The following is a 24135-nucleotide window of genomic DNA, read 5'->3' as shown; positions in this document are numbered from 1 at the left end:
TGGATGGCGTGGGGCCACAAGTGTCTCAGCAGGGGCTTGGGGTCAGGATAGAAATGTGATAAGCTGTTCTTTTGCGTATCCCTATCTTCCATGTGTCGTGCCATGAGCCCCTTCTGGCACGCCACGATAAATATACGGTATACGGTCTTGACCTTCATATAGCGGTGGGTCGGCCAACCTCGCGTGTCGCACCGGATGCGACACGGTGTGTAGGGAAGTCAGAACTGTACACAGAAGGTCTGTGAAAGGATCACTCTTTTGGTCGCTTCGAGCACCTCAAATAATTCAGCCGCTACCAATCCTCGCCACGCCGCCTCTGCAGGCCGAGTTTCTTTCGCGAAGATTGCCGAACCTCTGGACGTGCCCGACCTGTTAGCACTCCAGACCGAATCTTTCGACCGCTTGGTCGGTAACGAACGGTGGAAACAGCGTGTTGCGCATGCCCAGGAAATCGGTGATGATTCGGTAGCTACCACATCCGGGCTCTCCGATATTTTCGAGGAAATCTCACCCATTGAGGATTTCCAGGGAACGATGTCGCTGTCGTTCACTGATCCGGAATTCTCTGACCCTAAGGTCACCGAAAATGAAGCGAAGGAGAAAGACTCCTCTTACGCTGCTCCGCTGTACGTCAAGGCGGAGTTTATGAACTACAACACCGGTGAAATTAAGCAACAGACGGTGTTCATGGGTGACTTCCCGTTGATGACTGAAGAAGGCACCTTCATCATCAACGGCACTGAACGTGTTGTGGTTTCCCAGCTGGTGCGTTCCCCGGGTGCCTATTTCGAACGCCACCCTGACAAGACCACCGATAAGGACGTCTACTCGGCCCGGATTATCCCGTCCCGTGGTGCCTGGTTTGAGCTGGAGATTGACCGTCGCGACCAGGTCTCGGTGCGCCTGGATCGTAAGCGCAAGCAACCGGTGACTGTGTTGCTCAAGGCCCTGGGCTGGTCGGAGTCCCGGATTCTCGAAGAATTCGGTCAATATGACTCCATGCGGTTGACCCTGGAAAAGGACCAAACCGAAGACCAGAAGGCAGCCCTGCTGGACATTTACCGCAAGTTGCGTCCAGGTGAACCGGCAGCTGTGGATCCAGCCCAAACTCTGCTGGCTAACCTGTACTTCACTGAGAAACGCTACGATCTGGCTAAAGTGGGTCGGTATAAGCTCAACCGCAAGCTCGGCGTCGACGCTCCGTTGTCCGACCCCGCATCGAGCGTGTTGACGGAGCAGGATGTGGCGCAGATGATTCACTTCATCTGTGCTCTGCACGCCGGCGAGAAGACCATCAAGGGTCAACACAACGGCGAAGAGGTCGATATTCGCGTCGAGATGGACGATATCGACCACTTCGGTAACCGTCGCATTCGCGCCGTCGGCGAGTTGATTGAAAACCAGATCCGCACCGGTCTGGCTCGTATGGAGCGCGTGGTGCGCGAGCGGATGACCACCCAGGACGCTGAGGCTATTACCCCTCAGACTTTGATTAACATCCGTCCGGTGGTTGCTTCCATCAAGGAGTTCTTCGGAACCTCCCAGCTTTCGCAGTTCATGGACCAGAACAACCCACTGGCCGGTCTGACCCACAAGCGGCGTCTCTCCGCCCTGGGACCGGGTGGTCTGTCTCGTGATCGCGCGGGGATGGAAGTCCGCGACGTCCACCCCTCGCACTACGGTCGTATGTGCCCGATTGAGACCCCAGAAGGTCCCAACATTGGGCTGATTGGTTCGTTGGCAACCTTCGGTCGGATCAACGCCTTCGGTTTCATTGAGACTCCGTACCGCAAGGTCATTGACGGTAAGGTCACTGACCGTGTTGAGTACCTCACCGCTGATGACGAGCTGGACGCCCAGATTGCCCAGGCTAACGCGGTGCTGAACGAGGATAGCTCTTTCGCTGAAGAACAGGTCTTGTGTCGTCAGCGCGGTGGTGACGGTGAACCGGTACTGGCTGAACCGTCCGATATTGACTACATGGACGTCTCCCCACGTCAGATGGTCTCGGCAGCCACCGCCCTGATCCCGTTCTTGGAGCACGACGATGCTAACCGCGCGCTGATGGGTGCGAACATGCAGCGTCAGGCGGTGCCACTGTTGAAGTCTGAAGCGCCGTTGGTGGGTACGGGTATGGAGAAGTACGTCGCGCTGGACGCTGGCGACTCCGTGACCGCCACCAAACCCGGTGTTGTCACCGAGGCTTCCGCCGACATGGTGACCGTGATGAACGACGATGGCACTACCACCCATTACAAGATCCAGAAGTTCGCTCGCTCCAACCAGGGCAACGCCTACAACCAGCAGGTGCGCGTGGCCGAAGGTGATCGGGTGGAGACTATGTCGGTCATCGCTGATGGGCCCGCCACCGATAACGGTGAGCTGGCCCTGGGGAAGAACCTGCTCGTGGCATTCATGCCGTGGGAAGGCCTCAACTACGAGGATGCGATCATCCTCTCCCAGCGCATGGTTTCCGATGACGTGCTGACCTCGATCCACATTGAGGAGTACGAAATCGATGCCCGTGACACCAAGCTGGGCGCTGAAGAGATCACCCGCGACATCCCCAACGTCTCCGAGGAAGTGCTGTCACAGCTTGACGAGCGTGGCATCATCCACATCGGTGCCGAGGTCGAGGCCGGGGACATCCTGGTCGGTCGCGTCACTCCGAAGGGTGAAACCGAGCTGACCCCCGAAGAGCGCCTGTTGCGCGCCATCTTCGGCGAGAAGTCCAAGGAAGTTCGTGACACCTCTAAGAAGGTTCCGCACGGTGAATCCGGAACCGTGATCGGTATCCGCATCCTGGACCGCGAAGACGACGATGATCTGCCGGTTGGTGTCAACCAGCTGGTCCGTGTCTACGTGGCTCAGAAGCGTAAGATCACCGACGGTGACAAGATGGCTGGTCGTCATGGTAACAAGGGTGTGATCTCCAAGATTCTTCCCGTGGAAGATATGCCGTTCTTGGCCGACGGTACTCCGGTCGATATCATTCTGAACCCGCTAGGTGTTCCGGGTCGTATGAACCTCGGCCAGGTGATGGAACTACACCTGGGCTGGATTGCGGCCAACGGCTGGAAGATCGAAGGCGAGCCCGAGTGGTTGCGCAACCTGCCCAACCTGCCACGTGAGACCGGACCACTGAACGTGGCTACCCCGGTCTTCGACGGTGCTGAAGCCGAAGAGATTCAGGGACTGCTACAGTCGGTGAATCCTTCACGCGACGGTGCACGCCTGATGGGTGAAAACGGCAAGGCGCAGCTGTTCGATGGTCGTTCCGGTGAACCCTTCCCGGACCCCATCTCGGTCGGCTATATGTACATGCTGAAGTTGCACCACCTGGTGGACGACAAGATTCACGCCCGGTCCACGGGCCCGTACTCGATGATTACCCAGCAACCGCTGGGCGGTAAGGCGCAGTTCGGTGGTCAGCGCTTCGGTGAAATGGAAGTGTGGGCGCTGGAGGCCTACGGTGCTGCCTACACGCTGCAGGAGTTGCTCACCCACAAGTCCGATGACGTGCACGGTCGTGTGAAGGTCTACGAGGCCATCGTCAAGGGTGAAAACATTCCAGAGCCCGGCGTTCCGGAATCGTTCCGTGTGCTGGTCAAGGAAATGCAGTCACTGTGCCTGAACGTTGAGGTCTTGTCCTCTGAAGGCCAGGCCATTGAAATGCGGGACTCGGATGAGGAGTCATTCCGGGCCGCTGAAGAACTCGGTATCGATCTCTCCCACGCAGAGCCCGACTCTGTGGATACCATCGGGGAAGTCTAAACCGTCTGATCCAGCACGCCCGCCAGAAAGCTTTCATCCCCTTTTAGACATCAGGAGTTCTACGGACCATGTCCACTGAAAACTCATTCGGCCTCATGCGCATTGGGCTAGCCACTGCGGATCAGATTCGCAATTGGTCCTATGGTGAGGTCAAGAAACCCGAAACCATCAACTACCGCACCCTCAAGCCCGAAAAAGATGGTCTGTTCTGTGAGCGCATCTTCGGACCGACCCGCGACTGGGAGTGCTACTGCGGTAAGTACAAGCGCGTGCGCTATAAGGGCATCATCTGCGAGCGCTGTGGTGTGGAAGTCACCCGCTCCAAGGTCCGCCGTGAGCGCATGGGCCACATCGAGCTGGCCGCACCGGTGACCCACATCTGGTATTTCAAGGGTGTGCCCTCCCGCCTGGGCTACCTGTTGGATTTGGCACCGAAGGACTTGGAGAAGGTCATCTACTTCGCTGCCTACATGATCACCGATGTTGACGAAGAACTTCGTCACCAGGATCTGCCTAATCTGCAGGTGGAACACGACCAAGAGGTCAAGCACCTGGCTGACCAGCGCGATGCCGACATCGCCGCAGTGGCCAAGGATCTCGAGGATGAGCTGGCCCAGCTGGAATCCGAGGGTGCCAAGTCCTCAGCTACCACCAAGGCACGCAACACTGCTGAGAAGACCATGGCTCAGATCCGTAAGCGCGCCGACGACGAGATCAAGAAGCTTGAAGAGCTCTGGGAGACCTTCAAGAACCTCAAGGTCTCGGACTTGATCGGTAACGAGTCGATGTTCCGCTCCATGCGTGACAAGTACGGCGAGTACTTCGAAGGTTCCATGGGTGCTGAATCGATTCAGCGTCGTTTGGAGAACTTCGACCTACAGGCAGAAGCCGAAAAATTGCGCGAAACCATTCAGAACGGTAAGGGCCAGCGCAAGACTCGTGCCCTGAAGCGTCTAAAGGTCATCAACGCCTTCTTGACCACCAATAACTCCCCGCAGGGTATGGTGCTGGACGCGGTGGCCGTGATTCCGCCTGAGTTGCGCCCGATGGTCCAGCTCGATGGTGGTCGTTTTGCCACCTCGGACCTCAACGACCTCTACCGTCGTGTGATCAACCGCAATAACCGTCTGAAGCGTCTGCTGGATCTGGGTGCTCCCGAGATCATCGTGAACAATGAAAAGCGGATGCTACAGGAGTCCGTGGACTCGCTGTTCGACAACGGGCGTCGTGGTCGTCCGGTGACCGGACCAGGTAACCGTGCGCTGAAGTCGCTATCGGACATGCTCAAGGGTAAGCAGGGTCGTTTCCGTCAGAACCTGTTGGGCAAGCGTGTTGATTACTCCGGCCGTTCGGTGATTGTGGTGGGCCCGCAGTTGCGCCTGCACCAGTGTGGTCTGCCCAAGCAGATGGCTTTGGAGCTGTTCAAGCCCTTCGTCATGAAGCGGCTGGTGGACCTCAACCACGCGCAGAACATCAAATCCGCCAAGCGCATGGTAGAGCGCACCCGCCCTCAAGTATGGGACGTGCTGGAAGAAGTCATTACCGAACACCCGGTACTGCTCAACCGTGCACCGACTCTGCACCGTCTGGGTATTCAGGCCTTCGAGCCGCAGCTGGTGGAAGGTAAGGCCATTCAGTTGCACCCGCTGGTCTGTGCTGCGTTCAACGCAGACTTCGATGGTGACCAGATGGCCGTGCACCTGCCGCTGAGCCCTGAGGCTCAGGCCGAGGCTCGGGTGCTGATGCTCTCCAGCCACAACATCCTCAAGCCCTCGGACGGCCGCGCGGTTGCTGTTCCGTCGCAGGATATGATTATCGGCCTGAACCACTTGACCACCGTGCGTGAGGACGAGGTCGGCGCCGGCCGTCACTTCACCCACGTGGGTGAAGCCACCATGGCCTTCGACAACAACGAACTGCACCTCAATGCACCGGTGACCATCACTGTGCAGAACTTCGTGCCATCCGAGGCGGTATCAGCTCCGGAAGGCTGGGAACCCGGTCAGCCGGCAACCATCGAAACTACGCTGGGTAAGGTCGTGTTCAACGACCTGCTGCCGGATGACTACCCCTGGGTTGATGAGCGTCAAACCAAGGGTACCCTGGGCGCACTGGTTAATGATTTGGCTGAGCGCTACTCGCTGATCGACACCGCTACCACCCTGGACAACCTGAAGAACGCTGGTTTCCACTGGGGTACCTGGTCCGGTGTGACTGTGGCAATTTCCGACATCACCTCGGACTTCGACAAGGTTGCGGTGATGGCCAAGTACGAAGACCAGGCCAGCAAGGTCCAGGGCCAGTACGACACCGGTCTGATTTCTGACGACGAGCGCCGCAGTGAACTCAACGACATCTGGTCGCGGGCAACCGACGAGGTCGCCGAGGCCATGCGCGCTGGTATGGGTCCACTGAACACCATTAACCGCATGGTGACCTCGGGAGCGCGTGGTAACTGGCTACAGGTTCGTCAGATCGCTGGTATCCGTGGTCTGGTGACCAACCCGAAGGGTGAGATTATCCCGCGTCCGATTAAGTCCTCCTACCGTGAGGGTCTGTCGGTGCTGGAATACTTCTCCGCAACCCACGGTGCTCGTAAGGGTCTGGCCGATACCGCGTTGAAGACCGCAAACTCCGGTTACCTCACTCGTCGTCTGGTCGACGTCTCCCAGGACGTCATCATTCGCGAGCACGACTGTGGTACCCGCCGTGGTCTGACCGAAACCATCGCTACCGCCAACGCGGACGGCGAGTTGGTCTTGGATGAGAACGTGGAGACCTCGTGCTTCGCACGCACCCTGGCCACCGACGTCACCACAGACGACGGCACCGTGCTGGCTGAGGCCGGCTCGGACGTCGGCGACGTGCTGATCGGGAAGCTGATCAGCAACGGCATCACCGAGATCAAGGTCCGCTCCGTGCTGACCTGTGAATCCCAGGTGGGCACCTGTGCGAAGTGCTACGGTCGCTCGATGGCAACCGGCCAGCTGGTCGATATTGGTGAAGCTGTCGGTATTATCGCTGCGCAGTCCATTGGTGAGCCCGGTACCCAGCTGACCATGCGGACCTTCCACACCGGTGGTGTGGCATCGGCTGACGATATTACCCAGGGTCTGCCCCGTATTCAGGAGCTCTTCGAGGCCCGTACCCCGAAGGGTGTGGCCCCGATTTCCGAGGTGGCCGGTCGCGTTCGGATCGAAGACGACGACCGTCAGATCCAGCTGATCCTCACCCCGGACGATGGCTCCGACGAAATCGCCTACCCGGTGTTGCGTCGCTCCCGCCTGCTGGTGGAAGACGGCGAGCACGTCGCTGTTGGTACCCAGCTGGTCTCCGGTGCGGTTGACCCCAAGCAGGTGCTGCGTGTGCTCGGACCGCGGGCCGCTCAGAAGTTCCTGGTTAAGGAAGTTCAGAACGTGTACCAGTCCCAGGGCGTGGGCATCCACGACAAGCACGTGGAAGTCATTGTTCGCCAGATGCTACGTCGCATTACCGTGATCGAGTCCGGCGACACCGACTTGTTGCCCGGCGAACTCACCGACCGCACCGAGTTCGTCAACGCCAACCGCGCTGCCGTGGCCCAGGGTCAACGTCCGGCCTCAGGCCGTGACGAGCTGATGGGTATCACCAAGGCGTCGCTGGCTACAGACTCGTGGCTGTCGGCTGCATCCTTCCAGGAGACCACCCGCGTTCTAACACAGGCGGCTATGGAGGGTAAGACCGATCCGTTGCTGGGTCTGAAGGAGAACGTGATCATCGGTAAGCTGATCCCGGCCGGTACCGGCTTGGACCGGTACTCCAACGTGGTCGTGGAACCCACCGAGGAAGCCAAGAACAAGTTATTCACCTCTCCGATTGCTTACCCGGACTTCGATTACCCGGGTATGGAGCAGATCGGTGGCGACTACCACGCGATTAGCTTGGATGACTACGGTCTGGGTGGCGATTTCCGCTAACCGATACGAAGTCCTTCATACCGATGGCGCCGACTCCCGGGGGAGTCGGCGCCATCGGCGTTTAAAAGCGCGTTGACGAGATGAGTTGATGGAAGAAGCGAGGCCCTGAATGATCGTTGAACCTTCCTGTAGACTTCAGTTATGGCGTTAACTGGATCTCATCACGAACACTCACTCACCACATCACTGACCAGGTACTTTGTTGGCTTCGCTACTCTATTACTCCTGCTGACTGGTTGCGCTGGATCGGGGGATCCCGAGGCAGCTGATACCTCCTCGATTCCAGGCACGGATACGCAAGACGCCCCGGAACCCCCGACTGAGGCCGAGGACTCCTCGTCTGCGCCGGATACACCCTCGACTGAGGAATCGAGTGAGGAACCGCCCGAGCCAACCGAGCCGGAAATTGAGAGTCTGGAAGATACCGACTTTAGTTCGATTAGTTTTCAATTTGTGGGTTATTCGGATACCGATGACTCAGAAGAGAAGACATTCGTCGATGGCACGGTGGAGGCGGGAGATCCACAGTTTCCAGTTACCTACGAGCTCGGAGAGGTGATTCATCAGGATCTCAATGGGGACGGCATCGTCGACGCAGCCGTGGAAATTGAACGTTATGAGGGCAATAGTTACGACGGTCGGTGGTACATGTGGATTGCCACGGAAGACGGTCCGGAACAGTCGCCCCTCCCGTTCGCCCGGTCCGGAAATTGCGGTGATCAGGTCGAATCCGTGACTGCTACGAATGACGGACTTGAAGTGCATGAGCACTTACGCGCTAAGGAAGACGATGTCTCCTGCGCAGAGCATGGCTTGCACGAACGAACTCGCACTATCGCCGCAGACTATTTTGATCTAGCAGGCGCGTGGTGGCCTGTGCAAGTGGCACCTGTTATCGGGTACGGCGGAATTTGTTCTCTGACGGGAGACGAAGGAATGACGGCTCCGGTCGATATTGCGCATGTAAATCCGTACAAAGAAAGCGCATCGATAGCTGAGACTAATGCTGAGACGCACCCTGAGCTCACGATATTGTTTCCGTTCGGTGAGGGGGATGGCAGTGATCGCAAAATCGACGGTGAATGGTGGGCAATCGGGGGCATCTTCGATGGTTCACAGGTTCTCGGGTGTGGCTGGGTCGCCTACGAAGACTTGCCGATCGGTATTCGGTTTGGCTAGACGGGAATTTCTCGCGGTGTCCCGAAACACTGAACGTGTTGCTCATGGTTCGTTAACAGGTCGGTCCCCGCACTAACTGTGGGGTTTATCGTGGAGCTGATGCTGAAACCAGTCAACTGAATTTTCTCCGCGTCCGTCCCGCCACGGACACGGCTTCAGCTAGCTCAGACCAATAGTTACTCCAAGGTTACTGCGGGTGAAGTGACGTGGCCCGATGATGGGATTCGAGATCACTGGCTGGTCGTGGGAACAGTACACGAGGGGCGGGTCGGCAGGTAGGCTGAGTGTTATGTATCTCATGCGCTCACCGAGAAATCGCAACATCACGACGTACTTTATCGGCAGTATCGTCCTTGCTTTGATGTTGACTGCCTGCGGGGGCGCGGGTTCCCCTGAGTCTTCCTCCGCCTCGTCCACGCCTTAGAACGAGGAATCTGAGGAGCAGACCGAAGCAAAAATTGAGGGTTTGGAAGATACCGATTTCACCTCGATGAGTTTTCACTTTTCCGGCTATGTGCCTGGAGCAGACACGACGGAGTTGACCCTTAACGAGGCTAAGCTGACCGAGGCCGAGCAGGAACTATCTCACCTACCCTATTCTTATGAACTCGGTGAAGTGATCCGTGAAGACCTCAACGGGAACGGTATCGTGGATGCGGGCGTGGAAATTGACCGTTATCAAGGCAACGGTTACGACGCTCGGTGGTACATGTGGATTGCCACGGAAGACGGACCTGAGCAGTCTCCGATGCCCTTTGCCCGGACAGCAAGTTGCGGGGATGCAGTCGATTCCGTAACACCTGTCAATGGGGGTTTAGAAGTTCACGAATTTTTGCGGGAACCAGGCGATGACGCGCCGTGCTCTGATCGGGGCTCGGGGGAGCGAACACGTGTGGTTAACGCCGAGTATCTGGAAGGAACTCAAACGTGGTGGCCTGTCCGGACTGACCCTTATCCCGCATTTGGTGGAGTCTGTCCTGCTCCCCGTGGCGAGGAAGGATATCCGGTCTCGACTCATCATACCTACCTCGTCCCGGACGACATGAGCGCGCCCCTCTCCGAGCGCGACCCCACACTGAACGAGTTCCCAGAAGAAACCGGGGAGGTGATGGTGCTGGGTTCCTACGAGCCAAACACACCGCATGACAAGTTATGGCCGGGATGGGTAAGCGTCATCATCAAAGGAGATCGAGATAACCTTGGGTGCGCTTGGGCCCCGGTCGGGGACTAACGCAGTGAGCTAACCACGACGGTTCATATAGAAGTTGAACCCGTTGGCCAGCAACTTGTTGAGTGGCAAATCCCATTCACCCAAAGTCTGGTGCACATCAGCGCCCATAGTGGTTTTGAACCGGCTCAGACCAGCCAAGGGGTGTTCTTTATCCAAAGTTGGTGAGATCCCGCCGAGATCGTACCAGCGACAGCCCGCCTCTAACGACAGTTTAATCTGTTCCAACTGCAAAGCGCGAGGTGCGTAGCGTTTGGATTCGGCCCGTGACGAGGCTCCGTAGACGTACCAACCGGTGTCTTGTTGCTGGACGTAAATAGCCGAAGCCAGTAGCTGATCCTCGTATTCTGCCAGTAGCACCTTGAAGTCTGAGACTTCAGACTCGCCCAGCGCCGTGGCCATGCGCTCGAAGTACTCCTGCGGCCTGCCCGAGAATCCATCCCGTGCGGCGGTTTCTTCAAAAAGTTGCTGCCAGCGATCGAGAGCTTCCGCTCCCGTAGCGGTGATTTTCAGCTCCGAGCGCGTGGATTTACGGGTCTGTCGACGCGAAGTGCTGTCCATTCGTGACAGGACCTGCTCGACCGCTTCCTGAAAACCTTCCGATTCTCGATCGGCTCGGTCTGCTTCAGACAGCTCGGGCAAGGGTATCCGAGCCTGGAACTGCGCTTGGCCGGCCTGGAAATCCGCGGTAATCTTCGGGCGGGACCAGCCCTGGTCGTCGAGCAATCGGGTCATCTCCACGACCTGATCGTTCTCGGACTCGGCATCCAGCTCTGTGACAAGAGTTTCGTCGCCTTTGGATAGTGTCGAACGAACGGTATGTGCACTCCACGACCGTTCCGAGAACGGCAATCCCATCCGAATGAGGAACGCGCCTTGAGAACGCAGGTAGGGGACCAGCGGCTCCAGAATGTCCCCGAGGGCAACGGTATCAGCAGAGAATACCGGACCATCGGCGAGATAAGCCAACGACTTTTTGCGGAGTAACGGCGCTGGAATACCCCGATATAGCACGAGGGAGACGGCCACAAGTTCGTCACCGCGGTACCAACCCAGTGACTGTCCTCTCCACCCTGTCTTCACCTGGGGCCAGCGCGGGTTTTGCAGAAAAGACGCGCTTGGTTGGGAGGCTAGGAACTGTTCGTGCGTGGAGGTTGAGATGTCAGTAATCCGGAGGTCCTGTCGTGAAGTCACATCGCTAACCTACCGTATCGATCTGAACAAGTGGCTCCTCGGATCGCTCCACTCAAGGAATCAAGTCCGATCGGCTGGGGGAGTGCCCTTGCTCGTGCTGTTGCTATAGTCTGGCGTTTATGAGCTCGAAAATTAGCGCGGAGCAACCCGTTGTCCCGGTGATCACCGGAGGTGATTTGGGGGCCTATAGTCTCGCCCGGGAATATCACGAACGCTTCGGCTGGATGTCTGCGGTGGTGCCAACCGGGCAGAACCTGATTGTTGGAGGAAGCAAACTCACCGAGCTCTACCCGGCCGGTCCCATGTTCGACCCAGAGACGGTAACAGCACACGTAGAACAGGTTGCTACTTCGGTCAATGCTCACACCCCGGATCGGCCCTTGGTGCTCCACAGCGGATACGATCATCTGGTTCGCATTGTGGCCCAAAAAGCAGACAGGTTGCGCGAAGCTGGCTACGTGTTCCCCGCCGTCACTGTCGAACAACTCGACCGTGCGGCGCTCAAAGAACATTTTTATGAGCTCTGTCGGACATACTCTGTGCCCTACCCGCGTACCTTGATCTATGACTCCCATGCGGCAGCTGAGCAGACCACAAGTTCTGATGATTTCCTCAATTCCTTTCACGGCGCACGACTGTCGTATCCGGTAGTGCTCAAAGCCGATGATGGTGGCCAATGGGCCTCCACACGTTTCGAAGGGCGCCGTAAGGTCCACTACATCGATAACGACGCGAACCTCAAAGAGGTTCTTGACAAGGCAACTGACGCTGGGTATCGAGGAGGGCTCATTGTCCAGGAGTTCATTCCAGGGCCTGACTCCCAGCTACGCATCCTGACGATGTACCGCAACGCAGACGGAAACATCACCTTGTCGGGGCTCTGTGAAGTCATCGTGGAAGATCATGCTGTGGGACTAGAAGGCAATGCCCGCGCGGTGATTGCTGTACCGGATAACACCATTCATCACCACGGTGCGAAAATTCTCGACAGCCTTGACTGGCACGGCTTCGCCATGTTTGATATCAAGGTCCATCCCACCACGGGGGAACCGATGTTCTTAGAAATGAACCCTCGGCTAGGACGTCATCACTACTACCTCACCGCGGCCGGACGTAACCCCGTGGATTTCTACTTGGGAGATCTGCTCGGCGACTTTGATGAACCAGCACCGGCACATGTTGAGCACCTCGCGTTGTCAACGACGATCCCGCTTTCGGTTGCCCAACGCTACGCCAACGACCAGCAACGCCACTACATCTCTGAGCTCAAAAAGTCTGGACAGGTCTACACTCCGCTTCAGTATCGGCAGGATAAAAACTTCAAGCGCGACCTGTATCAGAAGTACCGACTGTATAAAGCTGCCGAAGAAGTACAACACCGGCCCGGCAGTATGAACTAGCCCTACGGACCACGAACAGTCTCGGTTCCCATTCTGGTGCTAGACCTGGTACTATAAGATCGATTGTTTCCAGTGTGGCAATAGGACACAGTCCGGGTTGCGGGGTTCTTGCGCAACAAATGCCACCTTTTTGCACGCCCAAACACTTTTTGAGTTTCGGGTAGCGAGAAATAAACCACGGACTTCGGTCCAGACCGTCCTCGAGTTCACCTCCCGTTCATGAGCTGGGTGCGTGACGGGGCGGTCGACCGAGATCATACATAACGGAGAATAGTTTGCCTACAATTCAGCAGCTGGTCCGTAAGGGCCGCACCCCCAAGTCCAAGCGGGTGGGCGCTCCTGCCCTGGAGGGCCGCCCGATGCGTCGTGGCGTGTGCACTCGTGTGTACACCACGACCCCGAAGAAGCCGAACTCTGCACTACGTAAAGTTGCACGTGTGCGTCTCGCCGGCGGTATCGAAGTCACCGCCTACATCCCCGGTGAGGGCCACAACCTGCAGGAACACTCCATCGTGCTGGTGCGCGGTGGTGGTGTGAAGGACCTGCCCGGTGTTCGTTACAAGATCGTGCGTGGCGCACTGGACACCCAGGGTGTCAAGGATCGCAACCAAGCACGTAGCCGTTACGGTGCAAAGAAGGAGAAGAAGTAATGCCACGTAAAGGACCTGCTCCTAAGCGCCCGCTGGTCGTTGATCCGGTGTACGGCTCCCCGCTGGTCACCCAGCTGATCAACAAGGTGCTGATCGATGGTAAGAAGTCCACCGCAGAGCGCATTGTCTACGGTGCACTGGACGGTACCCGCGATAAAGGCGGCGACGATCCCGTTGCAACGTTGAAGAAAGCTCTGGACAACATCCGTCCGGCTCTGGAAGTTCGTTCCCGCCGCGTCGGTGGTGCAACCTACCAGGTGCCGGTTGAGGTCAAGCCCGGTCGTGCGACCGCGCTGGCCCTGCGTTGGTTGGTGGGCTTCTCCAAGGTGCGCCGTGAGAAGACCATGACCGAGCGCCTGACCAATGAAATCTTGGACGCTTCCAACGGCCTGGGTGCTGCAGTGAAGCGTCGCGAGGACGTGCACAAGATGGCCGAAGCCAACAAGGCCTTCGCACACTACCGCTGGTAAGCCAGCATCCCGAGATCCGACCATAACTACAGATCACGAGATAACCAACGGCCAGGTTTGGGCAGACACCGCAGAACGGTCAGTTCCTGAACTTCCGGTCACAACCCCAAGGGAGACACTGTGGCACAAGACGTGCTGACTGACCTCAAGAAGGTTCGAAACATCGGCATCATGGCCCACATCGATGCCGGCAAGACCACGACCACCGAGCGTATCTTGTTCTACACGGGTGTGAACCACAAATTGGGCGAAACCCACGATGGTGCGTCCACCACCGACTGGATGGAACAGGAAAAAGAGCGCGGTATCACCATTACCTCCGCGGCTGTAACCTCCTTCTGGGAAGGTCACCAGATCAACATCATCGACACCCCGGGACACGTGGACTTCACCGTTGAGGTGGAACGCTCCTTGCGCGTGCTCGACGGTGCCGTTGCTGTGTTCGACGCAAAGGAAGGTGTGGAGCCTCAGTCTGAGACCGTTTGGCGCCAGGCCGATAAGTACGGCGTCCCACGCATTTGCTTCGTCAACAAGATGGACAAGCTCGGTGCAGACTTCTATCACACCGTCGACACCATCGTGAACCGCCTGCAGGCCAAGCCACTGGTCATGCAGCTGCCGATCGGTGCTGAGAGTGATTTCGTGGGTGTTGTTGACCTGGTCACCATGAAGGCCTACGTCTGGGAAGGTGACGCCAAGGGTGACGTGACCTTGGGTGCGTCCTATGAAACCCAGGAGATTCCGGCTGAGCTCCAGGAGCGCGCCGAGGAATACCGCAACGAACTGGTGGAGTCTGTTGCTGAGTCCTCCGAGGAGCTGATGGAGAAGTACCTCGAGAACGGAGAGCTGAGCGAAGAGGACATCAAGGCCGGCGTCCGGGCCATGGCTGTCAACGACGAGGCCTACCCCGTGTTCTGTGGCTCGGCCTTCAAAAACCGTGGAGTTCAGCCGTTGCTGGACGCCGTGGTTGACTACCTGCCGGCACCATTCGACGTCGGCGCTGTCCACGGCTACGAGGTCGGTGACGAGTCTGTCGAACTGACCCGTGAACCCAGCACCGACGCGCCGTTCTCTGCTCTGGCCTTCAAGATCGCGGCTCACCCGTTCTTCGGTACTCTGACCTACATCCGCGTCTACTCCGGTACCATCTCCCAGGGTGACACCATCCTGAACGCTACCAAGGGCAAGCAGGAGCGCATTGGCAAGCTCTTCCAGATGCACGCCAATAAAGAGAACCCCGTTGAGCAAGCTCAGGCAGGCCACATCTACGCTGTGGTGGGTCTGAAAGACACCACTACCGGTGACACTCTGTCTGCCAAGTCCGATCCGATCATTCTGGAATCAATGGAGTTCCCCGAGCCAGTGATCTCCGTGGCTATCGAGCCCGCATCCAAGGGTGACCAGGAGAAGCTCTCCACCGCTATTCAGCGTCTGGTCGCTGAGGACCCGACCTTCACGGTCAACCACAACGAGGAAACCGGCCAGACCGAAATCGGCGGTATGGGCGAGTTGCACCTCGACGTGTTTGTGGATCGCATGAAGCGTGAGTTCAAAGTGGAAGCAACCGTGGGTAAGCCGCAGGTAGCCTACCGCGAAACGATCCGCAAGAAGGTCGAAAACGTGGAATACACCCACAAAAAGCAGACCGGTGGCTCCGGTCAGTTCGCGAAGGTCATCGTTACCTTCGAACCGATGGAAACCTCCGAAGGTGAGATCTACGAGTTCGACAACGCCGTCACCGGTGGTCGGGTTCCCCGCGAATACATCCCCTCGGTGGACCAGGGTATTCAGGAAGCTATGCAGTTCGGTGTGCTGGCCGGCTACCCGATGGTCGGCATCAAGGCTACCCTCGAGGATGGTGCCTATCACGATGTGGACTCCTCGGAAATGGCCTTCAAACTGGCTGGTTCGCAGGTCTTCAAAGAAGGTGTCCGTCGAGCTAAGCCGGTGTTGCTGGAGCCACTGATGGCCGTTGAAGTCCGCACTCCGGAGGAATACATGGGTGATGTGATCGGTGACTTGAACTCCCGCCGTGGCACCATCGGTTCGATGGAAGACGCTCAGGGTGTGAAGGTCATCAACGCACAGGTACCGCTGTCCGAGATGTTCGGCTACATCGGCGACCTGCGGTCCAAGACTCAAGGTCGCGCTGTGTACACCATGACCTTCGACTCCTACGGTGAAGTGCCACAGGCTGTCTCGGAAGAGATCATCCAGAAGCACTCAGGCCAGTAAGAGTCATCGGTACCGGAAATATCCGGTAAAATCACTCTGAAACAACTTGGGATCGGAGGGGTGGAGAACAGACGCTTCACCCCACCGGTCACACAGCCTCGACCACACTCCGGAGGGACGGGGCTAGACAGGACTTTTGGTCCGGTCCGCCTGCTCGGCCGAGTAGGCCTCAAGCGACGGGCGCCGGTCCTGATATCCGGGGAATTTAGAAAAGAAAAATCTGACGCGTAGACTGTAGAAAAGTCAGACCGCACATCAAGCGGCTGCCATGTCCTTCTCCAGTCGAACAGTTCTAGGAGGAATCTGTGTCGAAGGCAAAGTTCGAGCGGACGAAGCCGCACGTCAACATTGGTACTATCGGCCACGTTGACCACGGTAAGACCACTCTCACCGCAGCTATCTCGAAGGTACTGCACGGTAAGTACCCTGACCTCAACGAGGCACGTAACTACGACGAGATTGACGGTGCTCCTGAAGAGCGCCAGCGTGGTATTACCATTAACGTCTCCCACATCGAGTACGAGACCGAAGCACGTCACTACGCACACGTTGACGCCCCGGGCCACGCCGACTACATCAAGAACATGATTACCGGTGCTGCCCAGATGGACGGTGCGATCCTCGTGGTTGCTGCCACCGATGGCCCGATGGCTCAGACCCGCGAGCACGTGCTGCTGGCTCGCCAGGTTGGCGTTCCCGCTTTGCTGGTTGCATTGAACAAGTGCGACATGGTTGATGATGAAGAGCTGCTTGAGCTCGTTGAAATGGAAGTTCGTGAACTGCTGAGCTCGCAGGACTTCGATGGCGACGAGGCTCCTGTGATCCGCACCTCCGGCTACATGGCTCTGCAGGGCGACGAGAAGTGGGTCAAGTCCGTTGAAGAACTGATGGACGCTGTTGACACCTACATTCCGGACCCCGTTCGCGATAAGGACAAGCCGTTCCTGATGCCGATCGAGGACGTCTTCACCATTACCGGTCGCGGTACCGTGGTGACCGGTCGCGCCGAGCGCGGTACTCTGGCTATCAACTCTGAGGTTGAAATCGTCGGTATCCGCGAAATCCAGAAGACCACCGTCACTGGTATCGAGATGTTCCACAAGCAGCTCGACGAAGCATGGGCAGGCGAGAACTGTGGTCTGTTGTTGCGTGGTCTGAAGCGTGAAGACGTTGAGCGTGGTCAGGTTGTTGCTGAGCCGGGGTCGATTACCCCGCACACCCAGTTCGAGGGTAACGTCTACATTCTCTCCAAGGACGAGGGTGGCCGTCACAACCCGTTCTACTCCAACTACCGTCCGCAGTTCTACTTCCGCACCACTGACGTTACTGGCGTCATCACCCTGCCGGAAGGTACTGAGATGGTTATGCCTGGCGATACCACTGAGATGTCAGTCGAGCTCATCCAGCCGATCGCTATGGAAGAGGGCCTCGGCTTCGCTATCCGTGAGGGTGGTCGCACCGTTGGTTCCGGTCGTGTGACCAAGATCGTCAAGTAAGACCTCTGACTGAGTTCGGCTGAGCTCAGCCTGAGGCTCGTCGACAGGGCCCCGTCACCGAGATATCTCGGAGGCGGGGCCCTGTTGTGTGTCGAGGTCTCGTGGCAATAACGTGATCTTGCCAATAACGAGACCCGAGGATTCGCGTTGCGCGCCAAAACATGTCATACTAGATAAGTTGCTCAGCATGGACGAGCGAATCATCGTGTCTGAATCGGTATTCGCCCCGTGAGCAGAATTCCCTCCCTCTCCTCGAGCGTAGTGTTCCGACATAGATTTCGACACGCCCGAGCGCGTGGATGGGAGCCCTTCAGGAGCGAGGAACCCGAAGTTTTCGGATTTGTTGCTGGAGGTGGAATAAGCGAAGACGGTCGATGAGGCGCAATTGTCTGGTCCATGGCCGTTGAATCGCACACAGGGACAGGTACGGACAACAAGGACGAAAGAGGCAAGACGCCATGGCGGGACAGAAAATCCGCATCCGTCTGAAGTCTTACGATCACGAGGTGATTGACACTTCAGCACGGAAGATCGTAGATACGGTCATACGCGCAGGCGCTCAGGTAGTGGGCCCGGTGCCGCTGCCAACTGAGAAGAACGTTTACTGCGTGATCCGTTCTCCGCACAAGTACAAGGACAGTCGCGAGCATTTTGAAATGCGCACTCATAAGCGGCTGATCGACATCGTAGACCCGACTCCGAAGGCCGTCGACTCGCTGATGCGTTTGGACCTGCCCGCGGACGTCAATATTGAAATCAAGCTTTAGGTTAGGGAGGTGCTGAGAGAACTATGACCGCTAACCGTCAAACAAAAGGTTTGCTGGGCACGAAGCTCGGCATGACCCAGGTCTGGGACGAGGAGAACAACCTTGTTCCGGTGACCGTGGTTCAGGCAGAGCCCAACGTGGTTTCGCAGCTTCGCACTGAAGAATCAGATGGCTACACCGCTGTTCAACTGGCCTACGGTCAGATTGATCCCCGTAAGGTAACCAAGCCACTGACCGGCCACTTCGAGAAGGCAGGCGTCACCCCGCGTCGCCATGTGGTCGAGATCCGTACCACTGATGTCGCTGAGTACACGCTGGGCCAGGACGTCACCGTTGAACAGTTTGAAGCTGGTCAAAAGGTTGACGTGACCGCTAACTCTAAGGGTAAAGGCTTCGCCGGTGCCATGAAGCGTCACGGCTTCGCCGGTGTGGCCGCATCCCACGGTCAGCACAAGAACCACCGTAAACCCGGTTCGGTCGGTGGTGCTTCCACCCCGGGCCGCGTCTTCAAAGGCCAGCGCCTGCCCGGCCGTATGGGCAATAAGCGCACTACCACTCAGAACCTTACTCTGCACGCTATCGATGCAGAGAACAACCTGCTGTTGATCAAGGGCGCCATTCCTGGCCCCAAGGGTCGGGTTGTGCTGGTTCGCGATGCAGCGAAGGGAGCATGAGCAGATGGCTGTCAAGAAAGTTACGGTTGATCTGCCGGCCGATATCTTTGGTGCCGAGACGAATGTGCCTCTGATGCACCAGGTCGTCGTCGCACAGCAAGCGGCTGCACGGCAGGGAACTCATAAAACAAAGACTCGCGGCGAAGTATCCGGTGGTGGCCGTAAACCATTCCGCCAGAAGGGTACCGGTCGCGCTCGTCAGGGCTCCAACCGCGAGCCTCAGATGACCGGCGGTGGTATTGTCCACGGCCCGGTGCCGCGGGACTACTCCCAGCGGACCCCCAAGAAAATGAAAGCTGCCGCTCTGCGGTCAGCACTGTCCGACCGTGCTCGTCACGACCGGATTCACGTGCTGGAAGCTCTCGTGACCGAACAGACTCCGTCCACTAAGGCCGCAAAGGCCGCCTTGGAGGAGCTGAATACCGGTCGGAAGAGTTTCCTGGTAGTCATTGATCGCAGTGACGATGTGACTGCCCTGAGCACCCGCAACCTGCAACAAGTCCACACCCTCTACACTGATCAGCTCAACACCTACGACGTGCTGATGAGTGATGATGTGGTCTTTACCAAGCCGGCCTACGAGGCCTTCGTGGCTGCCGCCGGCAGCAACAAGAAGGAGGAGGCCAAATGAGCGGCACCATCAACAAAGACCCGCGCGACGTGATCATTTCTCCCGTCGTCTCGGAAAAGAGCTACGCCGATATGGATGAGGGTCGTTACACCTTCATCGTCGACCCGCGCTCGAATAAGACCGAAATTAAGTTTGCCATCGAAAAGATTTTTGATGTCAAAGTTGATTCGGTCAACACCATGAACCGTCCCGGGAAGCGTCAGCGCACCCGCTTCGGATGGGGTTCGCGCAAAGATACCAAGCGCGCGATCGTCACTCTGAAGGAAGGGACCATTGACATCTTCGGAGGTCCGGCTCTCTAAGCCGGAGACCACTTAATCGAGGAATAAAGATATGGCTATCCGTAAATACAAGCCGGTTACGTCGGGCCAGCGCGGCTCGTCGGTTTCCGACTTTTCAGAAATCACGCGGAGCACGCCCGAGAAATCACTGCTTCGTCCGCTGACGAAGACTGGTGGGCGTAACAGCTCCGGCAAGATCACGACCCGTCACAAGGGCGGCGGTCACAAGCGCCAGTACCGCCTGGTCGATTTCCGTCGCTACGACAAGGATGGCATTCCGGCCAAGGTCGCACACATTGAATATGACCCGAACCGCACTGCCAACATTGCACTGTTGCACTACGTCGACGGCGCGAAGCGCTACATCATTGCTCCGGCCAAGCTGAAGCAGGGTGACATCGTCGAATCGGGTGCGAACGCTGACATCAAACCGGGTAACAATCTGCCGCTACGCAATATCCCGCTGGGTACTGTGGTGCACGCAGTGGAGCTACGCCCGGGCGGTGGCGCTAAGCTGGCTCGTTCCGCTGGTGCCTCCACCCAGCTGGTGGCTCGCGAGGGCAAGTACGCCCAGTTGCGTCTGCCCTCCGGTGAAATTCGCAACGTTGACGTTCGTTGCCGCGCCACTATCGGTGAAGTCGGCAACGCTGAGCAGATCAACATCTCCTGGGGTAAGGCCGGTCGCATGCGCTGGAAGGGCGTCCGCCCGACTGTTCGCGGCGTTGTGATGAACCCGGTCGACCACCCGCACGGTGGTGGTGAAGGTCGTACCTCCGGTGGTCGTCACCCTGTGAGCCCGTCCGGTCAGAAGGAAGGCCGCACCCGCCGCCCGAATAAGGAAAGCGACAAACTCATTGTTCGTCGTCGTCGTACCGGCAAGAAATCACGATAAGGAGCTGATCTCTCAATGCCACGCAGCCTGAAAAAGGGTCCTTACGTTGATCAGCATCTCTACCTGAAGGTTCTTGCTGAGAACGAAAAGACCAATAAGAACGTTATCCGCACCTGGTCCCGTCGTTCCATGATCGTTCCGGACATGATTGGTCACACCATCGCTGTCCACGACGGTCGGAAGCACGTTCCGGTGTTCATCACCGAAGCCATGGTGGGACACAAGCTCGGAGAGTTCGCACCAACTCGAACCTTCCGCGGCCACTCCAAGGACGACCAGAAGGGCCGCCGCTAAGGCGGGCCCTGCAAGATTCGAAAGAGGATAAGCAATGGAAGCCAAGGCAAGTGCGCGCTACTTGCGCGTGACGCCAATGAAGGCCCGGCGCGTTGTCGACCTTGTTCGTGGTAAGCAAGCGACTGAAGCGCTGGCTATTCTGAAGTTCGCTCAGCAGGGTGCTTCGGATCCGGTGTATAAGGTTGTTGCCTCCGCGGTGGACAATGCCCGTCAGAAAGCAGACCGTGAAGGTCTGTCCTTCAAAGAAGACGAACTGTTCATCTCCGAAGCTTTCGTAGATGAAGGACCGACCATGAAGCGCTACCAGCCTCGTGCCCAGGGACGCGCTTTCCAGATCAGAAAACGCACCAGCCACGTCACCGTGGTCGTTGCGACCGAAGAAGAGAAGGGTGGGACCAACTAAATGGGTCAGAAAATTAATCCCAATGGATTCCGCCTCGGTATCACCACCGATCACGTCTCCCGTTGGTTCGCTGACTCCAACCAGGAAGGCCAGCGCTACGCCGACTTCGTGAAAGAAGACGTTCGCATTCGTGAACTTCTGTCCGATGGTATGGAGCGTGCTGGCATCGCCAAGGTGGAGATCGAACGCACTCGCGATCGCGTTCGTGTGGACGTCCACACCGCGCGCCCGGGTATCGTCATCGGTCGCCGGGGTGCAGAAGCCGATCGTATTCGTCGGTCGCTGGAAAAGCTGACCGGCAAGCAGATCCAGCTCAACATTCTGGAAGTCAAGAACCCCGAAATGGACGCCCAGCTCGTGGCACAGGGTGTCGCTGAGCAGCTGGCCGCCCGTGTGGCTTTCCGTCGCGCGATGCGTCGTAGCATCCAGTCCGCAATGCGTGCGGGCGCCAAGGGTATCCGTATCCAGTGCTCGGGCCGTCTGGGCGGGGCTGAAATGTCTCGTTCGGAGTTCTACCGTGAAGGTCGCGTGCCTCTGCACACCCTGCGCGCCAACATCGACTTCGGCAAATTCGAAGCGAAGACCACCTTCGGTCGCATTGGTGTGAAGGTCTGGATCTACAAGGGTGACTTGACCGATAAGGAACTGGCTGCAGTCGAGGCTGCCAAGCCGTCCGGTCGTGGTGGACGCGGTGGCGGCCGTGGCCGCAACAACCAGCGTCGTCGTCGCGGCGGGGGACAGGACGCCAAGGCACAGACCGGCGCAACTGAAGGAGGCAACGCCTAATGTTGATCCCACGTCGTGTGAAGTACCGCAAGCAGCACCGTCCCGGTCGTCGTGGTATGGCTAAGGGTGGAACCGAAGTGACCTTCGGTGAGTTTGGTGTCCAAGCTCTGACCCACTCCTACGTCACCAACCGCCAGATCGAGGCAGCTCGTATTGCCATGACCCGCCACATTAAGCGTGGTGGTAAGGTCTGGATCAATATTTTCCCGGACCGTCCGTTGACCAAGAAGCCTGCCGAAGTCCGTATGGGTTCCGGTAAGGGTTCGCCTGAGTACTGGGTTGCAAACGTCAAGCCCGGACGAGTGATGTTCGAACTTTCCGGTGTTTCCGAAGAGGTCGCCCGTGAAGCGTTGACTTTGGCCATCCACAAGTTGCCGATGAAGGCACGTATCGTTCGTCGTGAAGGTGGTGAGTGATCATGGCAGTTGGTTCCAAGGAACTCAACATTGAAGCTCTCGATGGCTTCGATAACGCCCGCCTGACCGAAGAGCTGCAGAAAGCAAAGGCTGAACTGTTCAACCTGCGTTTCCAAGCCGCCACCGGTCAGATCGAAAACACCGGTCGTATCAAGGTCGTCAAGCGCGATATCGCACGGATCTACACCATCCTGCGCGAGCGTGAACTCGGTATTCGCGAGAATGTCGACGTTCCGGCTGATGACGTCAAAGAATCCAAGAAGAAAACCAAGAAGTCCAAGAAGAAGGCTGAGGAGGAGGACAAGTGACCGAATCAACGAACACCGCCGCCACCGAAGCCGCTCCGGAGCGTAACTACCGGAAGACTCTTCGTGGAATCGTGGTTTCCGACAAGATGGATAAGACCATCGTCGTGGAGATCGAGTCCCACAAAAAGCACGCACTGTATGGCAAGATCGTTCGCACCACCAAGCGTGTGAAGGCTCACGATGAGGAGAACACCGCAGGTGTGGGTGACCGCGTCGACTTGATGGAGACCCGCCCGTTGTCTAAGAGCAAGCGCTGGCGGCTGGCTGAGATTGTTGAGCGCGCTCAGTAATCCCAGGCGCACTGAGTAACACAGGCCCACCACTTTTGTGGTGGGCCTGTGTCGTTAACTGAGACTTTGTCACGTGCTTTTCTCAGGACGACGCCAATCGACAGAGAGCGAACTAACACCCGCACCACCATGCCATTAGATTGAAATAGCGCCAGTATGGCGTGTAAGATGAAGAGTCTGTGTGCTCTTGATGGTGAGACCATCCATCTCACGTGCCAAGAACCACAGAACTTTCGCCGAAAATGCCTCGGCCTTGCCCTGCACGTGGATGACGTGAATGAGTGTTCTCGAGCGGTCTGAACAACGTCGAGATTGCTCGTTGTTCGACGCCACGAGCCTCTCAGGGTGAGGGAAAGCAGAAGGCGAAAGCTATCAGTTCACCGTTCGGCTAGGCTCACCCGGTCTTCGGGGGAGAACCAGCACGACGACAGGAGTAATCAAGTGATTCAGCAGGAGTCGCGGCTTAAGGTCGCCGACAATACGGGCGCCAAGGAAATCCTGGCTATCCGTATTCTCGGAGGATCTGGACGCCGCTATGCATCCATCGGCGACGTGATCGTCGCAACCGTAAAAGACGCTATCCCCGGTGGCAACGTCAAGGCTGGAGATGTCGTCAAAGCCGTGGTAGTCCGTGCCAAGAAATCGGTACGCCGCGCTGACGGTTCCTACATCAGCTTCGATGAGAACGCAGCTGTAATTCTCAAGGGTGACCAGGAACCCCGTGGCACTCGTATTTTCGGCCCGGTCGGTCGCGAACTTCGTGACAAGAAGTTCATGCGTATCGTGTCACTGGCACCGGAGGTGATCTAGT

General features: G+C 57.6%; 22 protein-coding genes. 21 read left to right on the top strand and 1 reads right to left on the bottom strand.

Annotation, left to right across the window (positions count from 1 at the left end; genetic code table 11):
- Nucleotides 1–258 precede the first annotated feature (258 nt).
- The 4 genes from DCC25_RS03620 (at nucleotide 259) to DCC25_RS03600 (ending at nucleotide 10140) form a co-directional block, all read left to right on the top strand.
- Nucleotides 259–3774, top strand: a complete 3516-nt coding sequence (locus DCC25_RS03620; protein WP_110100640.1) for a DNA-directed RNA polymerase subunit beta — start codon at nucleotides 259–261, stop codon at nucleotides 3772–3774.
- A 68-nt stretch (nucleotides 3775–3842) separates the two neighbouring features.
- Nucleotides 3843–7730 carry a DNA-directed RNA polymerase subunit beta' gene (locus tag DCC25_RS03615; protein ID WP_110097937.1) on the top strand — a complete coding sequence of 1296 codons (3888 nt, stop codon included), beginning with the start codon at nucleotides 3843–3845 and terminating at the stop codon, nucleotides 7728–7730.
- Nucleotides 7731–7871: 141 nt separating this feature from the next.
- The gene (locus DCC25_RS03610) at nucleotides 7872–8909 is read left to right on the top strand and encodes a hypothetical protein (RefSeq protein ID WP_110100639.1); all 1038 of its coding nucleotides are present in this window, start codon (nucleotides 7872–7874) and stop codon (nucleotides 8907–8909) included.
- A 490-nt stretch (nucleotides 8910–9399) separates the two neighbouring features.
- Entirely contained in the window at nucleotides 9400–10140 is a 741-nt protein-coding gene (locus tag DCC25_RS03600; RefSeq protein ID WP_146206404.1) for a hypothetical protein, read from the top strand.
- Between the two features lie 9 nt (nucleotides 10141–10149).
- On the opposite strand, the gene DCC25_RS03595 is transcribed toward DCC25_RS03600, so the two are convergent.
- The gene (locus DCC25_RS03595) at nucleotides 10150–11331 is read right to left on the bottom strand and encodes a peptidoglycan bridge formation glycyltransferase FemA/FemB family protein (RefSeq protein ID WP_233487892.1); all 1182 of its coding nucleotides are present in this window, start codon (nucleotides 11329–11331) and stop codon (nucleotides 10150–10152) included.
- Nucleotides 11332–11450: 119 nt separating this feature from the next.
- Here DCC25_RS03595 and DCC25_RS03590 point away from each other — a divergent pair, with 119 nt between their 5' ends.
- From DCC25_RS03590 to rplN, 17 genes are all read left to right on the top strand, one after another.
- Nucleotides 11451–12731 (top strand): hypothetical protein, encoded by a 1281-nt coding sequence (locus tag DCC25_RS03590; RefSeq protein WP_110110270.1) that lies wholly within the window; start codon nucleotides 11451–11453, stop codon nucleotides 12729–12731.
- Nucleotides 12732–13006: 275 nt separating this feature from the next.
- Complete coding sequence (rpsL, locus tag DCC25_RS03585; RefSeq protein ID WP_110097933.1) at nucleotides 13007–13381, top strand: 30S ribosomal protein S12; 375 nt, start codon at nucleotides 13007–13009, stop codon at nucleotides 13379–13381.
- Complete coding sequence (gene rpsG / locus DCC25_RS03580; RefSeq protein WP_110097932.1) at nucleotides 13381–13851, top strand: 30S ribosomal protein S7; 471 nt, start codon at nucleotides 13381–13383, stop codon at nucleotides 13849–13851. Before rpsL ends, rpsG begins: the two co-directional genes overlap by 1 nt.
- A 120-nt stretch (nucleotides 13852–13971) precedes the next feature.
- On the top strand, nucleotides 13972–16086 hold the full coding sequence (fusA, locus tag DCC25_RS03575; RefSeq protein ID WP_110100636.1) for an elongation factor G: 2115 nt from the start codon (nucleotides 13972–13974) through the stop codon (nucleotides 16084–16086).
- Nucleotides 16087–16391: 305 nt separating this feature from the next.
- On the top strand, nucleotides 16392–17582 hold the full coding sequence (gene tuf / locus DCC25_RS03570; RefSeq protein WP_110097930.1) for an elongation factor Tu: 1191 nt from the start codon (nucleotides 16392–16394) through the stop codon (nucleotides 17580–17582).
- A gap of 458 nt (nucleotides 17583–18040) precedes the next feature.
- A complete protein-coding gene (gene rpsJ, locus DCC25_RS03565; RefSeq protein ID WP_110097929.1) occupies nucleotides 18041–18349 on the top strand; it encodes a 30S ribosomal protein S10 in 309 nt (102 codons plus the stop codon).
- A gap of 23 nt (nucleotides 18350–18372) precedes the next feature.
- Complete coding sequence (gene rplC / locus DCC25_RS03560) at nucleotides 18373–19023, top strand: 50S ribosomal protein L3 (RefSeq protein WP_110097928.1); 651 nt, start codon at nucleotides 18373–18375, stop codon at nucleotides 19021–19023.
- A 4-nt stretch (nucleotides 19024–19027) separates the two neighbouring features.
- Nucleotides 19028–19654 (top strand): 50S ribosomal protein L4, encoded by a 627-nt coding sequence (gene rplD, locus DCC25_RS03555; protein WP_110100635.1) that lies wholly within the window; start codon nucleotides 19028–19030, stop codon nucleotides 19652–19654.
- Nucleotides 19651–19956: a 50S ribosomal protein L23 gene (rplW, locus tag DCC25_RS03550; protein ID WP_110097926.1), complete on the top strand. Its 306-nt coding sequence runs from the start codon at nucleotides 19651–19653 to the stop codon at nucleotides 19954–19956. Before rplD ends, rplW begins: the two co-directional genes overlap by 4 nt.
- Nucleotides 19957–19987: 31 nt before the next feature.
- Nucleotides 19988–20827, top strand: a complete 840-nt coding sequence (gene rplB / locus DCC25_RS03545) for a 50S ribosomal protein L2 (RefSeq protein ID WP_110097925.1) — start codon at nucleotides 19988–19990, stop codon at nucleotides 20825–20827.
- A 15-nt stretch (nucleotides 20828–20842) separates the two neighbouring features.
- Nucleotides 20843–21121, top strand: coding sequence for a 30S ribosomal protein S19 (rpsS, locus tag DCC25_RS03540; RefSeq protein ID WP_110097924.1), 279 nt, complete (start codon nucleotides 20843–20845; stop codon nucleotides 21119–21121).
- A gap of 34 nt (nucleotides 21122–21155) precedes the next feature.
- Complete coding sequence (gene rplV, locus DCC25_RS03535; RefSeq protein ID WP_110100634.1) at nucleotides 21156–21524, top strand: 50S ribosomal protein L22; 369 nt, start codon at nucleotides 21156–21158, stop codon at nucleotides 21522–21524.
- Entirely contained in the window at nucleotides 21525–22310 is a 786-nt protein-coding gene (rpsC, locus tag DCC25_RS03530; RefSeq protein ID WP_110097922.1) for a 30S ribosomal protein S3, read from the top strand.
- Nucleotides 22310–22726 (top strand): 50S ribosomal protein L16, encoded by a 417-nt coding sequence (gene rplP, locus DCC25_RS03525; RefSeq protein WP_110097921.1) that lies wholly within the window; start codon nucleotides 22310–22312, stop codon nucleotides 22724–22726. Before rpsC ends, rplP begins: the two co-directional genes overlap by 1 nt.
- Nucleotides 22727–22728: 2 nt before the next feature.
- The gene (gene rpmC / locus DCC25_RS03520) at nucleotides 22729–23034 is read left to right on the top strand and encodes a 50S ribosomal protein L29 (protein WP_110097920.1); all 306 of its coding nucleotides are present in this window, start codon (nucleotides 22729–22731) and stop codon (nucleotides 23032–23034) included.
- Nucleotides 23031–23324, top strand: a complete 294-nt coding sequence (rpsQ, locus tag DCC25_RS03515; RefSeq protein ID WP_199223084.1) for a 30S ribosomal protein S17 — start codon at nucleotides 23031–23033, stop codon at nucleotides 23322–23324. The genes rpmC and rpsQ overlap by 4 nt, the downstream gene beginning before the upstream one ends.
- A gap of 441 nt (nucleotides 23325–23765) precedes the next feature.
- Nucleotides 23766–24134 carry a 50S ribosomal protein L14 gene (gene rplN, locus DCC25_RS03510; protein WP_110097919.1) on the top strand — a complete coding sequence of 123 codons (369 nt, stop codon included), beginning with the start codon at nucleotides 23766–23768 and terminating at the stop codon, nucleotides 24132–24134.
- The last annotated feature ends 1 nt before the right edge of the window (nucleotide 24135 follow it).

The organism is Auritidibacter sp. NML120636 (genome assembly GCF_003185945.1).
Lineage (GTDB): Bacteria > Actinomycetota > Actinomycetes > Actinomycetales > Micrococcaceae > Auritidibacter > Auritidibacter ignavus.
The sequence above is the reverse complement of the archived record's forward strand: the minus strand, read 5'-3'. Positions and strand labels throughout refer to the sequence as shown.